Origin of the sequence: Mycobacterium sp., assembly GCF_052145595.1 — a bacterium.
In the GTDB taxonomy this organism is placed as follows: Bacteria; Actinomycetota; Actinomycetes; order Mycobacteriales; family Mycobacteriaceae; genus Mycobacterium.
On sequence record NZ_JBKQOI010000055.1, the window covers coordinates 13472 to 30922 of the forward strand.

A 17451-nucleotide genomic window follows, 5' to 3' on the forward strand; every position below is an offset into this window, starting at 1 on the left:
AGTCGGCCTCATACCAGCTCATACAGCGACCCGTGCTTGCCCGCCATCGTAGATTCGATCGACGTCGCCAGGCCGTTGTCGCGGATTGAGAGCCCGAACTCGATGTTTCGGTTCTCCGCGTTGTAGGAGAAGTTCGCGCTCGTGAGTAGCACGATTTCGTGGTCGATGATAATGAACTTGGTATGGCTAACGATCGGCTGGCCATCGGGAAGTTGGGCTGACCGGTACACCGTGGCTCGCGACAGCTTTGCCTTGACGCTTGCTGGGTCGCCTTTGTCGGCGTCGACGTACACGACGACGGTCACGCCGGGCTGCTCGGAGGCGGTGCGCAATGCGGTCCACATGTTCGAGCTCGGCGAGAAGTTGTAGGTCGCGCAGGTCACCGAGATGCGCGCGCCGGTGACGATCCGGTGGAACTCGCTGGTGAGGTGACCTACGGTGGCCTCGTTTCCCGGCATGGTCCACACCGGAACCAGTTCCCGGTGAACGGATTTCGCCCCGGCGATTGCGCGCAGAACCGCTGCCGACAACTCGGGCTGCTTGTGCCCAAGCCCGCCACGCTCTAACAGGGCGGCTGCCTCGCCGCGGCGGGCGGGGCTGATTTGTTCCAATGCGTGCACGGTGTGCTCGCCGACGTCCAGCACGGCCGCGAGCCCTTCAGCCTCGCCGGCGGTCAGGTACTCTCCCAGCGCGGCAAACGGCTCACAGACCATCAGGGCTCCCGAAGAACCCCGGTACTGGCATGCCGTCAGCGGTCGGCAGCGTCAGCAGGAACCGACGGTCCAGGAACCGATTCGCCTTCTCGCACGAGGTTTCCGAGGCGAAGGAGCAGCAGTGGCAGGCGGCTCCGTGTAGGAAGTCCTCCGGGTCGGCCGGAGTGCGCATCGCGCACACCGGGTCTGAGGAGCAGCGCGCCGCGCGCCGCAGCGCCGAGGCCACCAGCGCCTGGAACCGGGTCGGCTCGGCCAGGGCGACCAGCCCGCCGAGGGTGCCTTCGCTGTCGGAGGCGGTGGTGCAGATCAGGACTCCGGCTGCGCCTTCCCATTTCGGGGTGGTCGGCCACGCGTAGAGGCGTTCGGTCAGGCTGGCTGCGCCGTACCCGCAGGACATCGCCATCTCACGGATCAGGATGTGCGACAGGGTGTGCAGCAGCCAATACCGCGGCGGCTGCAGGCGGGTGTCGGGGTCGACGCTGGAGGTCGAGGCGGTCTCAGAGAGCCGGTTGCGGAAGTTGCGCTGGTGGGCTGCCCGGTGAGCCGCCCACAGCGGTGTTTGGTAGATGTCGGCTTCCCACTGATCCACATCGGAGAGGTTGAGTTGCAAGAAGATTCCCTCACCGCGATCTTCAGTCGCGGGCACCCAGGTCGGCCGGCCGTTGCGGGTCAGCTTCACCAGCCGGGTGGCGACGTCGCTGATGCGGTCTAGCGCGTCGAGGCGGGTGAATCCCAGCAGCACGTTGACTTTCTTCATCTTGTTCACCGCGATCACCCGCTCGATGCGCGGGTCAAGCTGTGAGCCGCGCGGCATTTCGGTGACCATCAGGCCGCTGTCATTGGGCTGCTGGGGAAACAGTGCGGGCTTTTGCAAGTAGCGCCATTCGGGGATGAGCAGTTCGATCGGATCCCAGCTCTTCTGCCGCTCGCTGCGCTGCTCCTCGGTCTCCGGCGGGGTCAGCGCCTCGGCGACCGCGGCGGCCAGATCGGCGTCGCTGAGGCCGGTGACGTCGAGGTTCTTAGCACCCGCCAGGGCGCGGATGAACTCGATCTGCTGACCGAACTGAGTGATTTGGGCCAGGCCGAGCTCCGCGCGGAGCCGATCGGCGAGCAGTTCGGTCTTCTCGTCGTCGGTGCGCGGCATCACGATGATCGACTGGGTGGCGCCGAACCACAGGTTCGATGCGCCCATCATGATCAGAGCCGGCCGCGCGTCGCATTTGGGGTCGAAGGCATTCAGGTGCGGATGCCGACCCCGGCACTGGTGCGGCAACTTCTCCCGACCCACCGCGCCCTGGGCTTCGGCCATGCCCCTGGTGGCACCGCAGGCCATGCAGATGATGGTGGAGCCGACGCTCTTGCCGACGTTGGCGTCGCGCATCTTCAGATCCGGTGACTCGGCCTTGGGGCACGGGCCGCCGCGGTGCACCCATAAGGTGTAAGGGAACTCGTCGAGATGACCGTGAGTACAGGTCAGCAGGTGCTGGGCGGGAACCGCGGGGCTTTCCCGTTTCCGGCGTGTCGAGCCTGTCGTTGGCCGTCCGCGGCCGGGGCAGGCGCGGTGGGTGAACTGCGCGAGGTCGGGGCGGTAGGGATGGGTGTTGGTGTAGCTGAACCGCGGAAGCGGGCCCAGGTAGTCACATCCGGTGCAGCGCAACCACTGCGGAAACACCCGCGCCGGGATACCTAGGTCGACACCTTCTTTGGAGAACGCTGCCCGCTTGGGTTGCCAGGGAAACGGCCGCAACGCGTCGACCTGCTCTCCCAGATGCATGCGCACCACCCGTAGCAGGCGCGGCTCGACGATCACCGGAATGTGTTCGCGGCGTTTCCAGATCGGGTCCCAGTCGTCCAGACCGGCGGGCATCACCGAGAACCCGGGCAGGTCCATGATCGACCCCGGCCCGTAGGTGTAGAGCAACGACGAGGGACGCGCCGAGCCGACCTTCGCCCGGTTCTTGGCGGTATCGGTTTCCACATCGCCGAGCGGGTCGAGGGTTTCGCCGGGCTCGTGCAGCATTTCGGCGTCGGGGATCGTCTCGGTCATCAGGACTCCTCAGCGGCCACGGGGAGGACCCAGTCCGGCACTGCCTCAGGCTTGCGCGCGAACAGCCGCTCGGGAATCGGGCTGACCAGGACGTTGATATCGGGTTGGACTTCCCGCATGGAGTTGGCGACGACGAACGGCGCCTGGGTGGAATCGCCCACCGCCGCCCGGGCGTTCTCCGGGCTCATGATCAGCGGCAGATACTTGTCGTCCTCACCGGTGCGCTCGTAGACCAGTGTCTTGCTCATCTGCGCGGCGCGCTGGGCGCGTTCGACCCAGCGGTCGAGCCGATTGACGAGCAGATCGCTGGCCTGTTTGACTGGCTCGTCGCGCTGCGCGGCGGCCTGGATGCGTTTCTTGAGCCGCTCGAAGACCGCCTCGACCGCACTGCGCTGGTCTTTGATCCGCCAGGCGCTGCGCTCCTGGGACAGCCCGTCGGCCAGATTGCCCTGCATGACCCGTGCGGTGCTGATCAACAAGCCGTCAATACCGCGTTCCAGGGAGGTTGGCGAGTACGGGGTGACCGAGAGTGCCTCCACCTGGGCGTAGAAGGTTTCGTGGTAGTGGCGGAACTGCTCGAAGTGCGCCAGGTCGCGTGGACGAGCCCAGTTACCCAGTGCCACAACCAGTCCCGGCCGCGTCGGGTCCCGGCCGACCCGGGAAGAGGCCTGGATGTATTCGGCGGTGTTCTTCGGCTGCCCGACGACCAGCATCAAACCCAGGCGCTGCACGTCGACACCGACCTGCAGCATCGAGGTTGCCAGCACCACGTCGAACGGCATCTCCTTGCGGGTGTCGACCTTCTTGCCTGCGTTCTTCTCCGCCAGACGCGCGGTGAACGCCTCGGTGGTGTCGTAGCCGGGGTCGAACTCCAGCCCGAGGCGGTCCAGCGTCTCGCCAATCTCTGAGGAGGCAATGCGGGCAGTCAACTCGCCTTTGTTGAGCAGTCCGAACGCTGCCCCGAGACGCGCTGAGAAGCCGGAGTCCTTGCGGGGCCGCTTGACCCGGCTCTGCACGTCGTCATCCATGTAGCGGGACATACCCGCCAGCTCCCGGGTCGCGCTGAAATAGCCCACCAGCGTCATGTACGGGTCGGCGGCCGCCCCGCAGCGGTCGAACAGCAGCTGCCCGGCTGACAGCAGCACTTCGGATACTCGGATCTCGGCGCTGGACAGCCGCACGCCTTGAGCGCTGATGCCGAGATAGCGCCGGCCCGGGGTCGACGGGGTGATCGGCAGTTCGCGGGAGAAGTAGGTGTCGGCGACGTCGAGCACCTGGGGCGGGAACATCTCCACTCGCCGCCCGTACAGTCCGCGGATCTGCTGTTCGGCGTTGCGGACCGTCGCCGTAGAGGCCACGATCAGAGGCCGCACCGCCCTGCCGTCCTCAAACTCCCAAGAAGCAAGGGTGTCCACCGCGACCTCGAACAGCCCGACGGCAGTACCCAACGCCCCGGTGATCAAATGCAACTCGTCCTGGATGATGAGGTCCGGGGGGCGGAGCCGGTCGACGGGACGCACCGTGGCCGCCGGGTGGTTGTCGGTGGCCGGGTGGGTGGTGGTGATGCTGCAGCCGGCGTAGTCGGGGTGCACGTAGCCGTGGCGGCCGCAGCGCCGACCGACATACCCGAACAGCGCGGCGGCTTCGCCCTCGCGGGCCAGCCGGGCGAACTTATCGACGGTGGCGATGACGAACACCGGTGTGAGGCGGTAGATCTCCTCATCCACCGTCAGCACCGGCAGACCCTCAGCGACCGCACCACCCTTGGCGAACGGGCAGCGCGCGAGCTCGTCCCCGCAGAACACCAACACCCGTCGCGATGCGGCATCGGCCTTCACCTGGGCGGCGGTGATCGGGGTACCGCACCACGGGCATCGCTGAATCTGCAACACCGTCAGCCGATACGCGCCGAACTCGAAGGCTTTGCGCAGCTGCTCGTCGGCTTCCTCGAAGCGCTTCGGACTGACATCGGTGCCCACCCACAGCCCGATGCGAAACGGCTCAACCCCCCAGGTCTGCTCATCGGCGCGACGAGCCAGTTCCGCAGCGCACACCAGCGCGGTGGCACGCTGAAACTGCTGGGCGGTCAGCAGCCGCAGCGTGTAGCGCATCAACACTGCGACCCCGTCGCGGCCATGCAGCGGACCGTCGGGCGACTCCACCACGCCCTGTCTGCGCCGGATCGCGAAGGTGTAGGCAGCCAGACCCAGATACGCCTCGGTCTTGCCGCCGCCGGTGGGAAAAAACAGCAACTCCACCCGCGCCTGGTGATCGTCGCTGCGCAGCGGTGAGGTCGGGTCGGTCAGCGCGCCGAGCTGCATGAAGATGAACGCCAGCTGGAACGGCCGCCAAGACGCGGCCCCCTCGCCCAGCGCGGCAATCTTGTCGCGGGCCGCTTCCACCGTTAGTGACGGGTCTGATGCCCGTTCGGCGGCGACCTGCGAGGCGATGCGCTGATCGCGCATCACCTTATTCATGAACCGGAAGCAACGTAGCGCCTCAGGGTCGGCGGTGAGGTGATCCAAGCCGGCCAGCAGCCGCTGCTGGGTTTTGCGGGCATCCCACAACACCAACTCCGCCGTCGAGCGCAGATGCTCGGGCAACTCCGCGGCGATCGTCTCCTGACCGTCAAGCCAGTCGCCGTACCCGGAAATCAACGGCTCCAACCCGTTTCGCAGCTGCTCGGGCGAAGCGGTCGCCAACCCGTCCATGGACAGCAGCGCGTCCTCCACCGAACGGGCTTGGGTCTGCGGGGTCTCGGCGATCGGCAGCCACGTGGTCCACACCGCGCTGGCCCGACGGGCACCGGGCTCCACCTGCCAGTGCACCGAGCAGGTCCGCCCGACCGCATACTCCAAACGGTTGCGGTACTGAAGGTTCAGCCGCTGGACTTCTGGGTCAGGGTCAGACCAGTCCTGTTCCAACGGGTCGTGCACCGGCAGCAAGACGGCCTCGCCCCCGGCGGACACATGCAGCTTGGTTTGGAACATCCACATGCCGATCGGGATCGGCGCCGGGGTCTCCCGGTCATTACACAACGCGATCTCAACCAGCACCCGATCCGAGACCGGATCGGTATAGCGATCCAGGCGCAGACAGATCGCCTCACGCAGCGGCACCGTCACGGTCTGACCCGCCGGCAGATCCGCCAGCGCGATGGTGCGGGTCTCCTCCACAGGCGTGCGCTGGTAATGGCTAATCGGGCGACCAGCTTTGGTGACCTGGTCGGTCTGCACCGTCTCATAGGCACCCCAGGAGGCGGTCACCGTGAACGAGTCCAGATCGGTCGGCACCTGGAAACGCAGACCCATCGACGCCGGAATGATCAACCCCTGCTTCGGAGCCCGATCCTCACCATCATCGTCCTCAGCCTCGGCCTCCGTCTCATCGGCAGCCGCCGCGGGCACACCCCGGACCCCCGCGCCCGCCTCCCCACTCGCCTGGGTGTCGACGAGATGGCCACGTTCACTGTCGGTCTCGTCGTCATGATTGGTCGCTGACGTGCCACTGGTGAGCTTGACCGGGGCGATCAACCCCACCAGGTACTGCGACCGCGGACTGAACGGGAGCACCTCCTCGGGACCGTGGATGGGACCGAGCAGCTCACGCTCCAAGATGTCAACCAGGTTTTCTCGGACAGTGAATGACGTGCCGTCGGGCTCGTACGTCAGCTGATACGACTCCTCAGGGCCTTTCGTCCGCTCGCTGGTGTCGGTCATGAGAACAGCGTCTCCTCATCATCCGACGCTGGCTTACCTTGGCGGCCTTTCCGATTCGGCTTCGCGGCAGCAGCCTCCTTAGCGGCCCGAAGTTGATTCTCCTCCAACAGCCGGTCCAGAATCTCCACCTGCGCCGCCGGGCTGACCGTCCAGCGCCCCATCTGCCGATAAGTATGAAAGCCGTGATCTAGCGGGACATCCGACCAGCCGTAGGCGTTCAGCACCGCCTCATCCAGTTCCACGTGGATCGCCCGCAGCCGCGCCACATCTGGGTCGGAGGCATCGGTAATCTCTGGGTCGTTGACAAGGTTGTAGAGCTTGGTCAGGGCCAAGTTCCGGCGCAACATCATGTCGCGGCGTTCTCGGTCAAGCGAGGCGCCGATGTCATTGAGCCAGTCGGTATTGGGACATCGCGGAAATGTCAGAAGTGCGTCACTGGGGGCGTAGCTGACCCGTGTCTCCAACGTGGACGAATATTTGATTCCCCAGGATTGGTGGATGCTCGAAGAAAGCAGTGCCAGATCGCCGTACCTGTCGGTTGCGAAGACAACAAGTTTGTGATTGAAAATCTGACCAGTCGGTACTCGCAGCGGCATTACTGCCTTGCTGACCTGCGCCATGACCAGTACGTGGTCGAAATCAGCGATCGCTTCCCGCATGGCCAATGCGTTCTCCGCGAACAACCACCAATTTTCGCGGTACGCTTGGCGACGCTTCCTATCGCGCTCAGGTTTCACGCTGGAGCGCACCCGACTCATTGGTTGCGCGTACCTGGCAGCCTGCTCGATCGTTTGCCCAAAAAAGTCGATGACCCAGCGCGAAGCCGAGCCGTCGGAACGCTGGTTCAGATCTTCGCCACTCAGATACGGAAATAGGATCTCGGCATTGCGCGGATCCTCGGCGATCCATGCCTGTGCCTCGGCGGGTTCGATCACAAATCCCATACCAAGCACAACGCACCCCTGGAAGGCAATGTTCGCATTCTCCACGAGCCGCTCGGGGTTGCCCTCGACTCGTCTGCCAGGTTCAAGAAGTGTGGTGATGCGCTTTACTGGCTCGTCATCGCTGATGCGCGGCACGTCGTCCGCTACATGCCCGAGGCTTCCCCATACTGCTGCGAACTCTAGGTTGACAGTTGACGCAGGCCACGACCGACTCTGGATGGCGCGCGTGATCGTGAACCCCGCCTCGACCATCTGGTCGAGCCCGACCTCGCGGGTATCACCTTGGGCGATGGTGTTGGTAGCAATCAGCCCCAGCGTTCCGCGGGATGACAACAGGGACTGCGCACGGAGAAAGAAGTAGGCCACCTGGTCAGCGCTTCCTTTAGTCCCTCCGGCAAGGACATTGACCAGCCAGTCGCGAATGTTCGTCCCGAACGCACCCGTGAGCTTCTTCCCTCCGAGGAATGGCGGGTTTCCAATGATCGCGTCGAAACCGCCCCGCTCGACGATCACGTCTGGAGCCTCGATGACCCAGTGGTTTGGCCGCCATCGCCTGTAGTCGGTGGGAACCTCTGGGGTAAGCCCACGGTCAATGATTGACTTGAGATGGGAAGCGTCCGGTTGGCCGAAGTTAGGATGTGCGGCTTTGACTGCGCTGCGTAGGTTCTCGTATGCGTGGTCGAGCGTGCGGCCGGGGTTCCCGCCCACTTGAAGGCCGGCAGCGACGACGCCGTAGGCGATCTGGCGGAGGTCGTTGGTGACGCGGTGGAGTTCGGCGAGTCGGCGGTGTTTGGCGGCGCTGTTGCGGGCGGGGTCGAGTTCTTTGATCTCGCTGGCCAAGTCGCGTCGCAAGTCGGCGGCTTTGGCGATGATGGGGTCGATATCGACGTCGAAGATGTCGAACATGTCCGCGGCGGGCACTCGGCTGGGGTCGATGTGCAGCTTGCGCAGCTGATCGAGGCTGGTCAGGCCGATTAAGGAGTTGCCGAGGAAGATCTTGTCGTCGACGAAGGAGAACGGCAGGTCGCGGTCGAGGGAGACCAGCCACAGTGAGAGTTTGCACATCTCGACGGCCATGTCGTTGATGTCGGCGCCGTAGAGGCAGCGAGCGACAACTTCGCGGATGGCGCGCATGTGCAGATCCCGGCGTTGAGCGTTGGCGAGGTCTTCGGCCATCCAGGCTTCGACCACCCGGTCGGCGAGATACCGGGCGGCAGAAACCAGGAATGCTCCGGAGCCGCAGGCAATGTCGGCCACCTTTAAGCTCAGGATGTCGTAGGAGGACTTGAGCTTCCACTGGGCCTCGTCAGCGGTCTGGTATGAGCCCGGTTCGTAACAGAGGGGCTGCAGGGCGTGTAGCACCACTTCCTCGGCGAGGGACTTCGGAGTGTAGTGGGTTCCGGAGTTCCGTCGGGACGGCGTCTCTTTGACCATCAGGCCGCCGTCAAGCACGACCATGGGGCGGCCGCGCAGGTCCAGGCGCACCAAGCCCAGCCAGGGCAGCACCCGCTTCAGCAGATCGTCGTCGTGGCCGAGGATCTGGGTCACCGCGCTGACGACATTCGGCGCGGGCTGGGCGCCAATGGCTTTGGCGATCGCCGCCGCGGACTGAGGCTTGGCGGCGGGCTGGTCGCGTTCCACCCAGGCGAGGATGCCGGTGGCCAGTGATTTGGGGTCGCGGTGCTTGATCGCGAGGGCTTCCAGGGTCGACAGGGGTATCTCGGGTTCCTCGCCGGCGGTGCCGCGCAGGCCGAGGTAGGTCTCGGCGGCGGTGATGGCGGTGTAGCCCAGCAGGCCTTCGTAGATGTAGCCGATCTGTTCGACGTCGATGTCGCGGAAGGAGATTCGTCGCGCCTCCCCACCTCGCAGCATCGCGAGCTGCACGGAGCGTAAGACGTGCAGCATCACCCGGTCGGAGACGGTCAGTGCGAGTGTGCGGTGTTCGGTGGTGTCGGTGAGGAACGGGAAGCGGGCCGGATCGAACAGGGAGCCGCCGTAGGCTGGCATCCGCATGCTTTCGAAGGAAGCGCCGCGGTAGAGGGCCTGGCTGGTGGCCAGCAGCCGATGCCATGTTAGGAACGTCGAATCGAGGGCTTCTTCGCTTTCCTGGGTTTCGCGGTTTTGCAGGCGGTCCAGTTCGCGGGAGATTCCGTAGGCCTGGTCGAACAGTTGCCCGGAGGGCAGCAGGCCGCGTTCCTCGGCAAAGAGCAGGAACACCACCCGCATCATGATCGTGACGGCGGCCTCATAGGTTTGGTGGGTGTCGGCGGGCAGCGGATCGGGCTGGCCGCGCCGGCGGGCTTCGGCCGCGGATTCGGAGAACGACTGGATCAGCAGTTCAACGGCGCGGCGCACCTGCGCGCCGAGGGCTTCGGTGATTTCCTCGGCGGCGGCGACGGATTCGGCGAACAGCACCGGGAGACGTTCGGCGGGGTCACCGCCGATAATGTACTGCCGGCCGATGACGGTCAGGAAGGCGTCGCGGGTACGCGGCTCCTCAACCCAGGTCAGGGCGTCGACGATCCCGGAGGCGGCCATGCTGCCCGGGCGCGCACAAACCAGTCCCCACCAGCGGCCGTCGGTGACAATGCCGATCTCGACGCTGTTGTCGCGCAGCAGAGCTTCCATCCGGTCGACCGGTGTGGCCGCCCACAGATCGTTGGGGGTGTCGCGCAGCGAGTCGACCGGATCAACCAGGTACACGAGCGCGCCAACGCCGTCGGGGCCGGTCAGCGCAGCCTGGGCGGTGACCGTGACGAGCCGGTTGGGTGACTGCGCCTGCACGCCGGGCACCTGGCCCCAGGTCAGCGACTCCGACCATCCGGCCACGTCGCGCAGGACAGTTTCGACGAACTTGTCGCGGGCCACCCGGTAGCCGTCGACGGCTGCGGCGGTCTCGCCGCCGCCAGCACGGTCGAAGGCCTCCCACGCGGCCTCGAAGTCCTTGCGCGCGTATGTCAACGCGTCCTTGCGCTCCTCGGGCAGCGCGGGCATGCCCTGCGGCCACACCCGCTTGAGCGGTGGGACGGCCAGGAACGGCCCGTCGGTGTCGACCAACTCCAGCCACTGGCGGTGCAGATCTGAGGCACTGGCCAGCGGCGGGCGACGCGGTGGGCGGGCCATCACCGCAAACCTCCCTTGGCGTCCTCGGCCGTCAACGCGAATACCACAGCCGCCGCGGTGGTGTGCGGTTTCACCTCGGCGTAGCGCTCGGAGATGGCCGCGATTTCCCGGGCTTCCTCGTCATCGAGATCCCCGAGGCGGTGCTGCATCGCCTCGATGTCGCGGCGCCACTGCAGCTGCTGGTCATCAGCCCACAGCATGGCATCGGCTTCGGCGTCCTTGGTGCGCAGCCGGGCCAGCGAGTCGCGCAGATTCGCACGAAACGCAGCGAAGATGTCATGTGCGCGTTGGGTATCGGCGCTCTGCCGCTTGTCGAGCTGTTCGAGCACCAGTTCGTGGCGGCGAGCCGCCCGGGCCTCCATCGACTCCAGCAGACGGACGCGCAGCGGGACGCCCGGTGCGTTCCACAGCTCACACAGGTCGGTGCGCAGGCGTTTGTCCGCGGGCTTGAGGCGCCCGGCGTCGAGGGCGTGGTCGAGGGCGGCTTCGGCTTTCTCCTCGGCCATTGCGCGGCGGCCCTTCAACCGGACACCCACCAGGAACACGTCCTCATGCAGCCGCAGTCCACCTCGGCCGACAAGCACCATGCGGGTGACCGCGGCGACGAACGAGTCCGGCAGGTCGGCGACGACGACCGCGCTCACCCGGTTCAGCGGGGCATCAACGCTCCACAGCGAACGACGAAGCAACCGTTGGGCTTTCTGGACGATCGGATGGCCGAGGTGCACATACACCAGATCACTGCGGCCCTCAGCGGCCCCGGGATCGAACGTGATCGGCCGCAGCACACCAGGATTCAGCCGGGTATCCAAACCCTTGAGGGCGTCCTGCCAACCGACCGTCAAGCTCGGCAGCTGGAACACCTCGGCGTCGGTGCGCTCGTCACCCACCGGTATCAGCGCCGGCTGGCGGTTGATCCGCAGCGCGGTGTCGACGACGCGACGCAGATTGGCAGGCTGCAGATGCAACTCGGCACGCGAGGAATCGAACTCCTTCTCCAGTTGGGTGAGTCGGGCGTTGAGTTCCATGCCGCCGGCCAACGCCGCGTTGATCACCTCGTTGGCGTCCACACCCTTGGCTTTGCGCTTGGCCGGGGCGCGGCCAGCGAAATGCTGCTGGATATCGGCGCCAATGACCTGATTGACCTTGCCGAGGTCGTGCTCGACCTGGGCGACCTTCTTGGCGATGCGCCCCATGAAGTCGGCGTCGGCGGCATACGTAGACGCCGAACTATCCGGCAGGAAATGGTAGACCTCAGGCTCCTGGGTCTGCCCGTAGCGGTCGATACGGCCGATGCGCTGTTCGATCCGCGATGGGTTGAATGGGATATCAAAGTTGACCAGGCGGTGGCAATAGGTTTGCAGGTCGATGCCTTCCCCGGCAGCATCGGTGGCCAGCAGCACCCGCACCGGCTCCTTGGACGGGTCCGCGGTGAACTGGGACCGGATGTACTCCCGATCCTCCGGCGGTGTCGATCCCTGGATCACGGCCAGCCGGTCGGCATAGCCCCGCTGGGCCAGAACCCGCTGCAACCAGTCCGCGGTATGGGCGTATTCGGTGAACACCACGACCCGTTCGTTTGTCCAATGCTTGCCGTCCGGTCGGCATACCGCGTCGAGGAACTTGATGAGTGCCTCCAAACGGGAGTCTGGGCGGGCCTCGTAGTCCAATCCCCAGTGCGCGAGCTTTTCGAGGTGCCCGGGCGCGGCGGCGCTGAGCGGGTCGGACTGCTTGGACTCACGGAGCCGTTCGGCTTCGTCGTGCTCCCACAGACCTTCCTCTTCGTCGGACTGACCCTCCCCGAAGATGTCGTCGTAGTCGTCGTCGGTCAGACCACGGCGGGCCTTGGAACTCAGGTAGTGACTCAGCGTCATCCCAAACGCGAACGGGCTGGACAGGAACCGCTTCTTGAACAGCATCGCCACAATGTCGCCACCGGGCTTGGTGCCGTTGAGTTTGGCGCTGCGGGTGACGATGTCATCGAGCGAGGAGAACATCTCCTGCTCGCTGTCATCGGGCGTGAAAATCATGGTCTTCACCTGGCGGTCCTTGAATCCCTTGCCGGTTAAGTCGCTCTTAAGCCGGCGCACCGCCACGTCTTTGAGCGCCTGGGAATCCAGCATCGCGCCGCGGGAGAACCGGCGCGGGTCGATCATCTCCATCAGCGCGGTGAACGACTCGGGGTAGCCGTTGTGTGGAGTCGCGCTCAAAAACAGGCGGTGCTCGCACTTGTCGGCCAGTTGGCGCACCGCCACCGTGCGCTGGGTGTCGACCGCGTAGCCCCGGCCGCTGGCCACCGTCGAAGGGCTTGCAGGCGCCACGTGGTGAGCCTCGTCAACAATCAGAACATCGAAGGCGAACCGCTTGCCGGAGTTGGGGTTCGCCGTCTGGGCGTAGACGCCGCGCAACAGCCGTTGGGCGCGGACTTTCGGCAGCCACGCCATGCTGACGATCACCCGCGGGTAGAGCAGGAACGGGTTGGCCTGCAGGCCGTGGCTGCGGCGCACGTCGGCCATGAGTTGGCTGTTGACGATGGTGAAATCGAGCCCGAACTTCTCGCGCATCTCGTCCTGCCACTTCAGCGCAAGACTGGGCGGGCAGACGATGACCGCAGTCCGCGCCCGGTGCCGGAGGAACAGCTCTTGCAGAACGAGACCAGCCTCGATGGTCTTACCCAAACCGACGTCGTCGGCTAGCAGCAGGTTGGCGCGTGGGCTGGCCAGGGCGCGACGCAGCGGCTCGAGCTGGTAGGCCTCCACGGCCGCGCCTGACCAGAACGGAGCCTGGTAGCGGTTCGGGTCGGCCGACGTGACGGCTCCCCACCGCATGGCGTCGACGAAACCCGCCAACGCAACGGGGTCGTCAAACGCCTCGGGGTTGATGTGCTCCGGAAGTCCCTGCGCCGGGGTGACGGTTTGTCCGACTTCCAACTCCCAGATGACCGCCAGCTGCTCACCAAGTCGGTCCTCATCGAGCGACTGCAGGTCTACGACATGGTTCAGTTGAGCGGTCGCTTCATCGGCAGGGCTACGCGGCAATCCTTGCGCCTGGACGTTCGCAACCGCCCATGTGGACCCTCGAACTTCGACTACTTGGCCTGGTTCTGGCGGAGAGGTCACGACAGGCACGGGGGGCTTCACTCCAACTGGTTTGGCATCTCGGCGGACACTATCGCACTCCAGGCCGACAATCGCCTGAAACGTCGCTCGCGAAACGCCGTACAAGGCCTCGCATCGTCGACAAAGTGCTTCAATTGCCTGATCCCGCGCTGAACGCTCAGTGATTGCTTTCGCGCTGCGAAAGTCCCTCCGCAACCTCGACTTCTGGCTGGTGGTGAGATGTTCAGGTGCGAGCAATGCCAACTGACCGTCCATGAGGTGTTGAAGGGCTTTGTGGGATAGTCCGTATTTCTGCTGGTAGGAGTCACATACCTTGCGCAGTATCGGGCCGGCCGGTTGGTGCGCGAGAGCGTCACGAATGCCCCTTCGGATCGCGGATCGTTGCGATGCGGTCAGTTGGCGAACCTCTGTCTCGGCAGAGGGTGCTCTCATGGAGCAACGGTATCCCTACGAGCGACCCGAGATCGCGGATCGTCCCATGCCCGTCGTCTATGTGAGGCACACTCTGCGTAACCGATCCTGGGGGTTATCGGTGAGCAGTGACGAGTGTGTCAATCCTCCGATGCCAGGCCCAAAAAAGCGGGGTAGAGGTCTCGGTGCAATCGGAGGGACTTCTCGTCAGAGATGACCCGACGTACGACCTCACAGGCGGGAGTGGCAACCGATGACCACCCGGGATCACCCAGACGAACCACCGCCGGGCGGTCCGGTTCTTCTGGTGGTTCCTGATCGGCGCGACCACAGTCAGCCTCGCAGGCAACGTCGCGCACGCGGTGCTGCCCCACATCCCACACATCGTCGTCCAGCTCGTCGCCGCGGCGGTGCCGCCCATCGCACTGCTTGGTGCCGTGCACGGCATTGCGCTTGCCGTTCGGGGTGGGGCTTCCGGCACGGTCTACTGCTGGGTGGTCGGTGCCGTTGCAGCCATCGGCGTTGGTGCGTTCGCTCTGAGTTTCCTGGCGCTGCAAGATCTGATGCAAGCCATTGGATACAGCCCTGCAACAGCATGGGTCTTCCCTGCAATCGTCGATACAACGGTGGCGGTCAGCACCTTGATGCTTGTTGCGCTCGGGGACAAGCCGGCGCGCCGCTCCCGCGCAGCGGCCATATCGGCCTGTGCAGAAAAACGCCCGATGCGAGGGTTGGCGCAGACACCGACTCAGAGTGCAAAGGCCCAGTTAAAGGGGTCTGCGCTGACGAATACACGATCACAGAGGCAGGCCTGCACCGGAACAGCTCCGGACCGCACCCACAACGCAGGACTCGGCGCAAATCGAGGCGATAGAGGGCGATGCAGAACTTGCATCGGAGCTGATTGCATCCGGAGTGACTACACAGCCCGTCGAGAAGGTGATTGCGGTACTGGCTGCAACGCGCGACGGGGCGTCGATCAACGGTGCCGCCAAAGCAGCAGGCATCAACTACCGGACTGCGCAACGCATCGTGAAGGCCGCAACTGAACGCCGGCAACCGGAGTTCGAGGCAGTCGGCTGACTGACCCGCGACCGCGAAATGATGATGCGCGATTTCGCACCCCACCACTCCAAGATGGTGGCGCCTGGACATCGGTTGAGGAACTCCAGGGTCGTCCGCCAACCCACTGCGACAACGGTTCGCGCACTACTCAGTCCCACGTGCTCGCTTTGCTGCCAACGCACTCGGGTGCACTGACTTATTAATCGCCGTTCGTACAGCGAACCCGTGATGATGATGTTGACCGCTATTTCCCCTGCTGGCGGCCAACCCCCGTGTCGCCCAACTGCTGGTCGGCGCCCCACCAGGATTCGCTTCCCGCGATCACCGCGGTCCGCCGCGGGTTGGTGGAGCGACGCCGAGTCCGGGCATGGCGGCTAGAGCGATCGGAGATGCTCGCGCACGTCGTCGAGGTCCAGAGGTGTCGATGTCATGAGTTCACGGATCCGTTCGACGTCGAGGTCGATCCCGCGTGCTGCAGCGGCCGTTACGACGTCGCCGATCAAGTCCGTCGGCTGGGTGATGTGCACGGCGAAGGTGACGATGTCATAGGCGGTGAGGTAGGGGATGCCCTGATCGGACAGCACCACCACGGCGCGGTTAGTTTGTGACGCGGTCCGTGCGCTCGACAGGTTGAGCGCCATGCGGGCGGCGTCGACGGTGAGGCCGGCCACCAGATTCGCTGTCTGGTGAACGATGTGTTCGACGGCGGCGCCCGCGTCGGGCAGGCAGATTCTCTCCACCGACGAGTGTGAGATGTCGCGTTGCTGCCAGGACACCACGTCCTCGAGAACCGGGATCAGGTAGCCGCGCACGACCCTGGCGAGCCCGCAGATTTTCTCGGCTCTGATGGGGTTGCGTTTGTGCGGCATGGCCGAGGACCCGACCTGTGCGGGTCCCGCTGGCTCGAACACTTCGGCGATCTCGCTCAGCTGACCGAGACGCACCTCGGTGGCGATCGCCTCGCAGAGCGTGGCGACTTCGGCGACCTCGCACATCCAGGATCCGATCCGGTCGCGTAGCACGATCTGGCTGGACACTTCGGAACGACGCAACCCCAGCGCCAACAACGCTCGGTGCTCCACCGCTCGCGGCACGCTCTCGTGGGTTCCGGTCGGGCCGGAGATCTTGCCGGCGGCGACCTCGTCGGCCGCTGCGTTGAACCGCGTCCGGGCGCGCGCGGCCGCGGCGGCGAACTCGGCGATACGGTGCCCCCAAGTGTCCTCAGTCGCGTGTTGCCCATGGGTGCGGCCGATCCGCGCGACGTCGAGATGGGTCAATGCGTGATCCCGCAGCACGGACACCAGGGAGTCCAGCTGCTCGCCTAGGATCGTGGAGGTTTCGGCGAGTTGCATCGCCAGCGCAGTGTCGACGACGTCGGAGCTGGTGAGTCCGCGGTGGATGCGCGAACCCAGGATGTCGGGCACATCGGCTGCCCACGCGCGCAGGAACGCCGCGACGTCGTGGCCGGTCGCGGCTTCGCATTCAAGCACCTGCTGCCAGGACGGTGGCGGGACCTCCGCGGCTAGCGCAGCGATCTCGGCGGGAAAGACGCCCTCGTCGCAATACGCCTCGATGACGGCCAACTCGACGCGATGCCACAGTTCAATCTTGTGCTGATCAGACCAGATGGCAGCCATCGCTTCGGAGGTGTAGCGCGCCAGCATTGGACATCTCCCGCGGTCGGTGTGACATACGATTCTTCCAGGCCCAGGGTGCCCCGCGACTGGTCCTCGATATGCGAGAGTATGTGCATGGCACGCACTGCGGAACGTGTTTTGACCGCCGCGTCACCGGGTTTGGGTACATCGCAGTTCGACCGGTACAGATACACCGCGGGTGAGGCCCCGGGCCCGCAACCGCTCAGCGAGCCGATGCAATGCGTCTTGGAGTTCCACCGGGCGTTCGGTCTTCCCGGTGCGGCCAGACCCCTGGCGCCCGCTGCAGTCCCCGCTGCGCTGGCCGAACTTCGCATCGCCTTGCTCGTCGAAGAGGTACAGGAGTTCGCCGACGCCGCCCGCAGCGGTGACCTCGTGGCGTTGGCCGATGCCCTCGCCGACATCGCCTACGTGACCTACGGTGCGGCGCTGACCTACGGTATCGACCTCGATGCGGTGCTGCGCGAAATCCACCGCTCCAATATGACCAAACTCGGTCCAGACGGGCGACCGGTGCTGCGCGGCGACGGTAAGGTTCTCAAACCCGCCAGCTACCGGCCGCCCGACGTGCAAGCGCTGCTGGCAGTACAACTTCCGCTGCCGTTCGATGACACATTCTGATCACCCGGTTCGACACCTCCCAGGGCGTCGGGGG

Annotated in this window: 9 protein-coding genes and 1 pseudogene; 3 read left to right on the forward strand and 7 right to left on the reverse strand. The window is 65.3% G+C overall.

Annotated elements, in window-relative coordinates:
• Window positions 1-8: 8 nt before the first annotated feature.
• The 6 genes from drmC to ACLP4W_RS03560 form a co-directional block, all read right to left on the reverse strand.
• Window positions 9-713: a DISARM system phospholipase D-like protein DrmC gene (drmC, locus tag ACLP4W_RS03535; RefSeq protein WP_442384175.1), complete on the reverse strand. Its 705-nt coding sequence runs from the start codon at window positions 711-713 to the stop codon at window positions 9-11.
• Entirely contained in the window at window positions 703-2760 is a 2058-nt protein-coding gene (gene drmB, locus ACLP4W_RS03540) for a DrmB family protein (protein WP_442384177.1), read from the reverse strand. Before drmB ends, drmC begins: the two co-directional genes overlap by 11 nt.
• Window positions 2760-6479 carry a DISARM system helicase DrmA gene (gene drmA, locus ACLP4W_RS03545; protein WP_442384179.1) on the reverse strand — a complete coding sequence of 1240 codons (3720 nt, stop codon included), beginning with the start codon at window positions 6477-6479 and terminating at the stop codon, window positions 2760-2762. Before drmA ends, drmB begins: the two co-directional genes overlap by 1 nt.
• A complete protein-coding gene (locus ACLP4W_RS03550; protein ID WP_442384181.1) occupies window positions 6476-10546 on the reverse strand; it encodes a DNA methyltransferase in 4071 nt (1356 codons plus the stop codon). Before ACLP4W_RS03550 ends, drmA begins: the two co-directional genes overlap by 4 nt.
• Window positions 10546-13686, reverse strand: coding sequence for a DISARM system SNF2-like helicase DrmD (gene drmD, locus ACLP4W_RS03555; RefSeq protein WP_442384183.1), 3141 nt, complete (start codon window positions 13684-13686; stop codon window positions 10546-10548). Before drmD ends, ACLP4W_RS03550 begins: the two co-directional genes overlap by 1 nt.
• A gap of 530 nt (window positions 13687-14216) precedes the next feature.
• Window positions 14217-14633 carry a hypothetical protein gene (locus ACLP4W_RS03560; RefSeq protein ID WP_442384211.1) on the reverse strand — a complete coding sequence of 139 codons (417 nt, stop codon included), beginning with the start codon at window positions 14631-14633 and terminating at the stop codon, window positions 14217-14219.
• On the opposite strand from ACLP4W_RS03560, the pseudogene ACLP4W_RS03565 reads away from it, so the two are divergent.
• Both ACLP4W_RS03565 and ACLP4W_RS03570 read left to right on the forward strand, forming a co-directional pair.
• A pseudogene (locus tag ACLP4W_RS03565) lies at window positions 14571-14720 on the forward strand (DUF2637 domain-containing protein); the annotation flags it as partial. The gene ACLP4W_RS03560 and the pseudogene ACLP4W_RS03565 sit on opposite strands and share 63 nt — an antisense overlap.
• Before the next feature lie 271 nt (window positions 14721-14991).
• Window positions 14992-15159: a hypothetical protein gene (locus ACLP4W_RS03570; protein WP_442384213.1), complete on the forward strand. Its 168-nt coding sequence runs from the start codon at window positions 14992-14994 to the stop codon at window positions 15157-15159.
• 356 nt (window positions 15160-15515) lie between these two features.
• Here ACLP4W_RS03570 and purB read toward each other — a convergent pair whose 3' ends face one another.
• Window positions 15516-16805 (reverse strand): adenylosuccinate lyase, encoded by a 1290-nt coding sequence (purB, locus tag ACLP4W_RS03575; RefSeq protein ID WP_442384185.1) that lies wholly within the window; start codon window positions 16803-16805, stop codon window positions 15516-15518.
• Between the two features lie 87 nt (window positions 16806-16892).
• Between purB and ACLP4W_RS03580 the strand changes: the two genes are divergently transcribed.
• A complete protein-coding gene (locus tag ACLP4W_RS03580; RefSeq protein WP_442384187.1) occupies window positions 16893-17417 on the forward strand; it encodes a hypothetical protein in 525 nt (174 codons plus the stop codon).
• The last annotated feature ends 34 nt before the right edge of the window (window positions 17418-17451 follow it).

What these genes read in the sequence shown, in the direction of transcription:
- drmC (WP_442384175.1), bottom strand. Translation starts at nt 713, where the DNA reads ATGGTCTGTGAGCCGTTTGCCGCGCTGGGAGAGTACCTGACCGCCGGC.
- drmB (WP_442384177.1), bottom strand. Translation starts at nt 2,760, where the DNA reads ATGACCGAGACGATCCCCGACGCCGAAATGCTGCACGAGCCCGGCGAA.
- drmA (WP_442384179.1), bottom strand. Translation starts at nt 6,479, where the DNA reads ATGACCGACACCAGCGAGCGGACGAAAGGCCCTGAGGAGTCGTATCAG.
- ACLP4W_RS03550 (WP_442384181.1), bottom strand. Translation starts at nt 10,546, where the DNA reads ATGGCCCGCCCACCGCGTCGCCCGCCGCTGGCCAGTGCCTCAGATCTG.
- purB (WP_442384185.1), bottom strand. Translation starts at nt 16,805, where the DNA reads ATGCTGGCGCGCTACACCTCCGAAGCGATGGCTGCCATCTGGTCTGAT.
- ACLP4W_RS03580 (WP_442384187.1), top strand. Translation starts at nt 16,893, where the DNA reads ATGGCACGCACTGCGGAACGTGTTTTGACCGCCGCGTCACCGGGTTTG.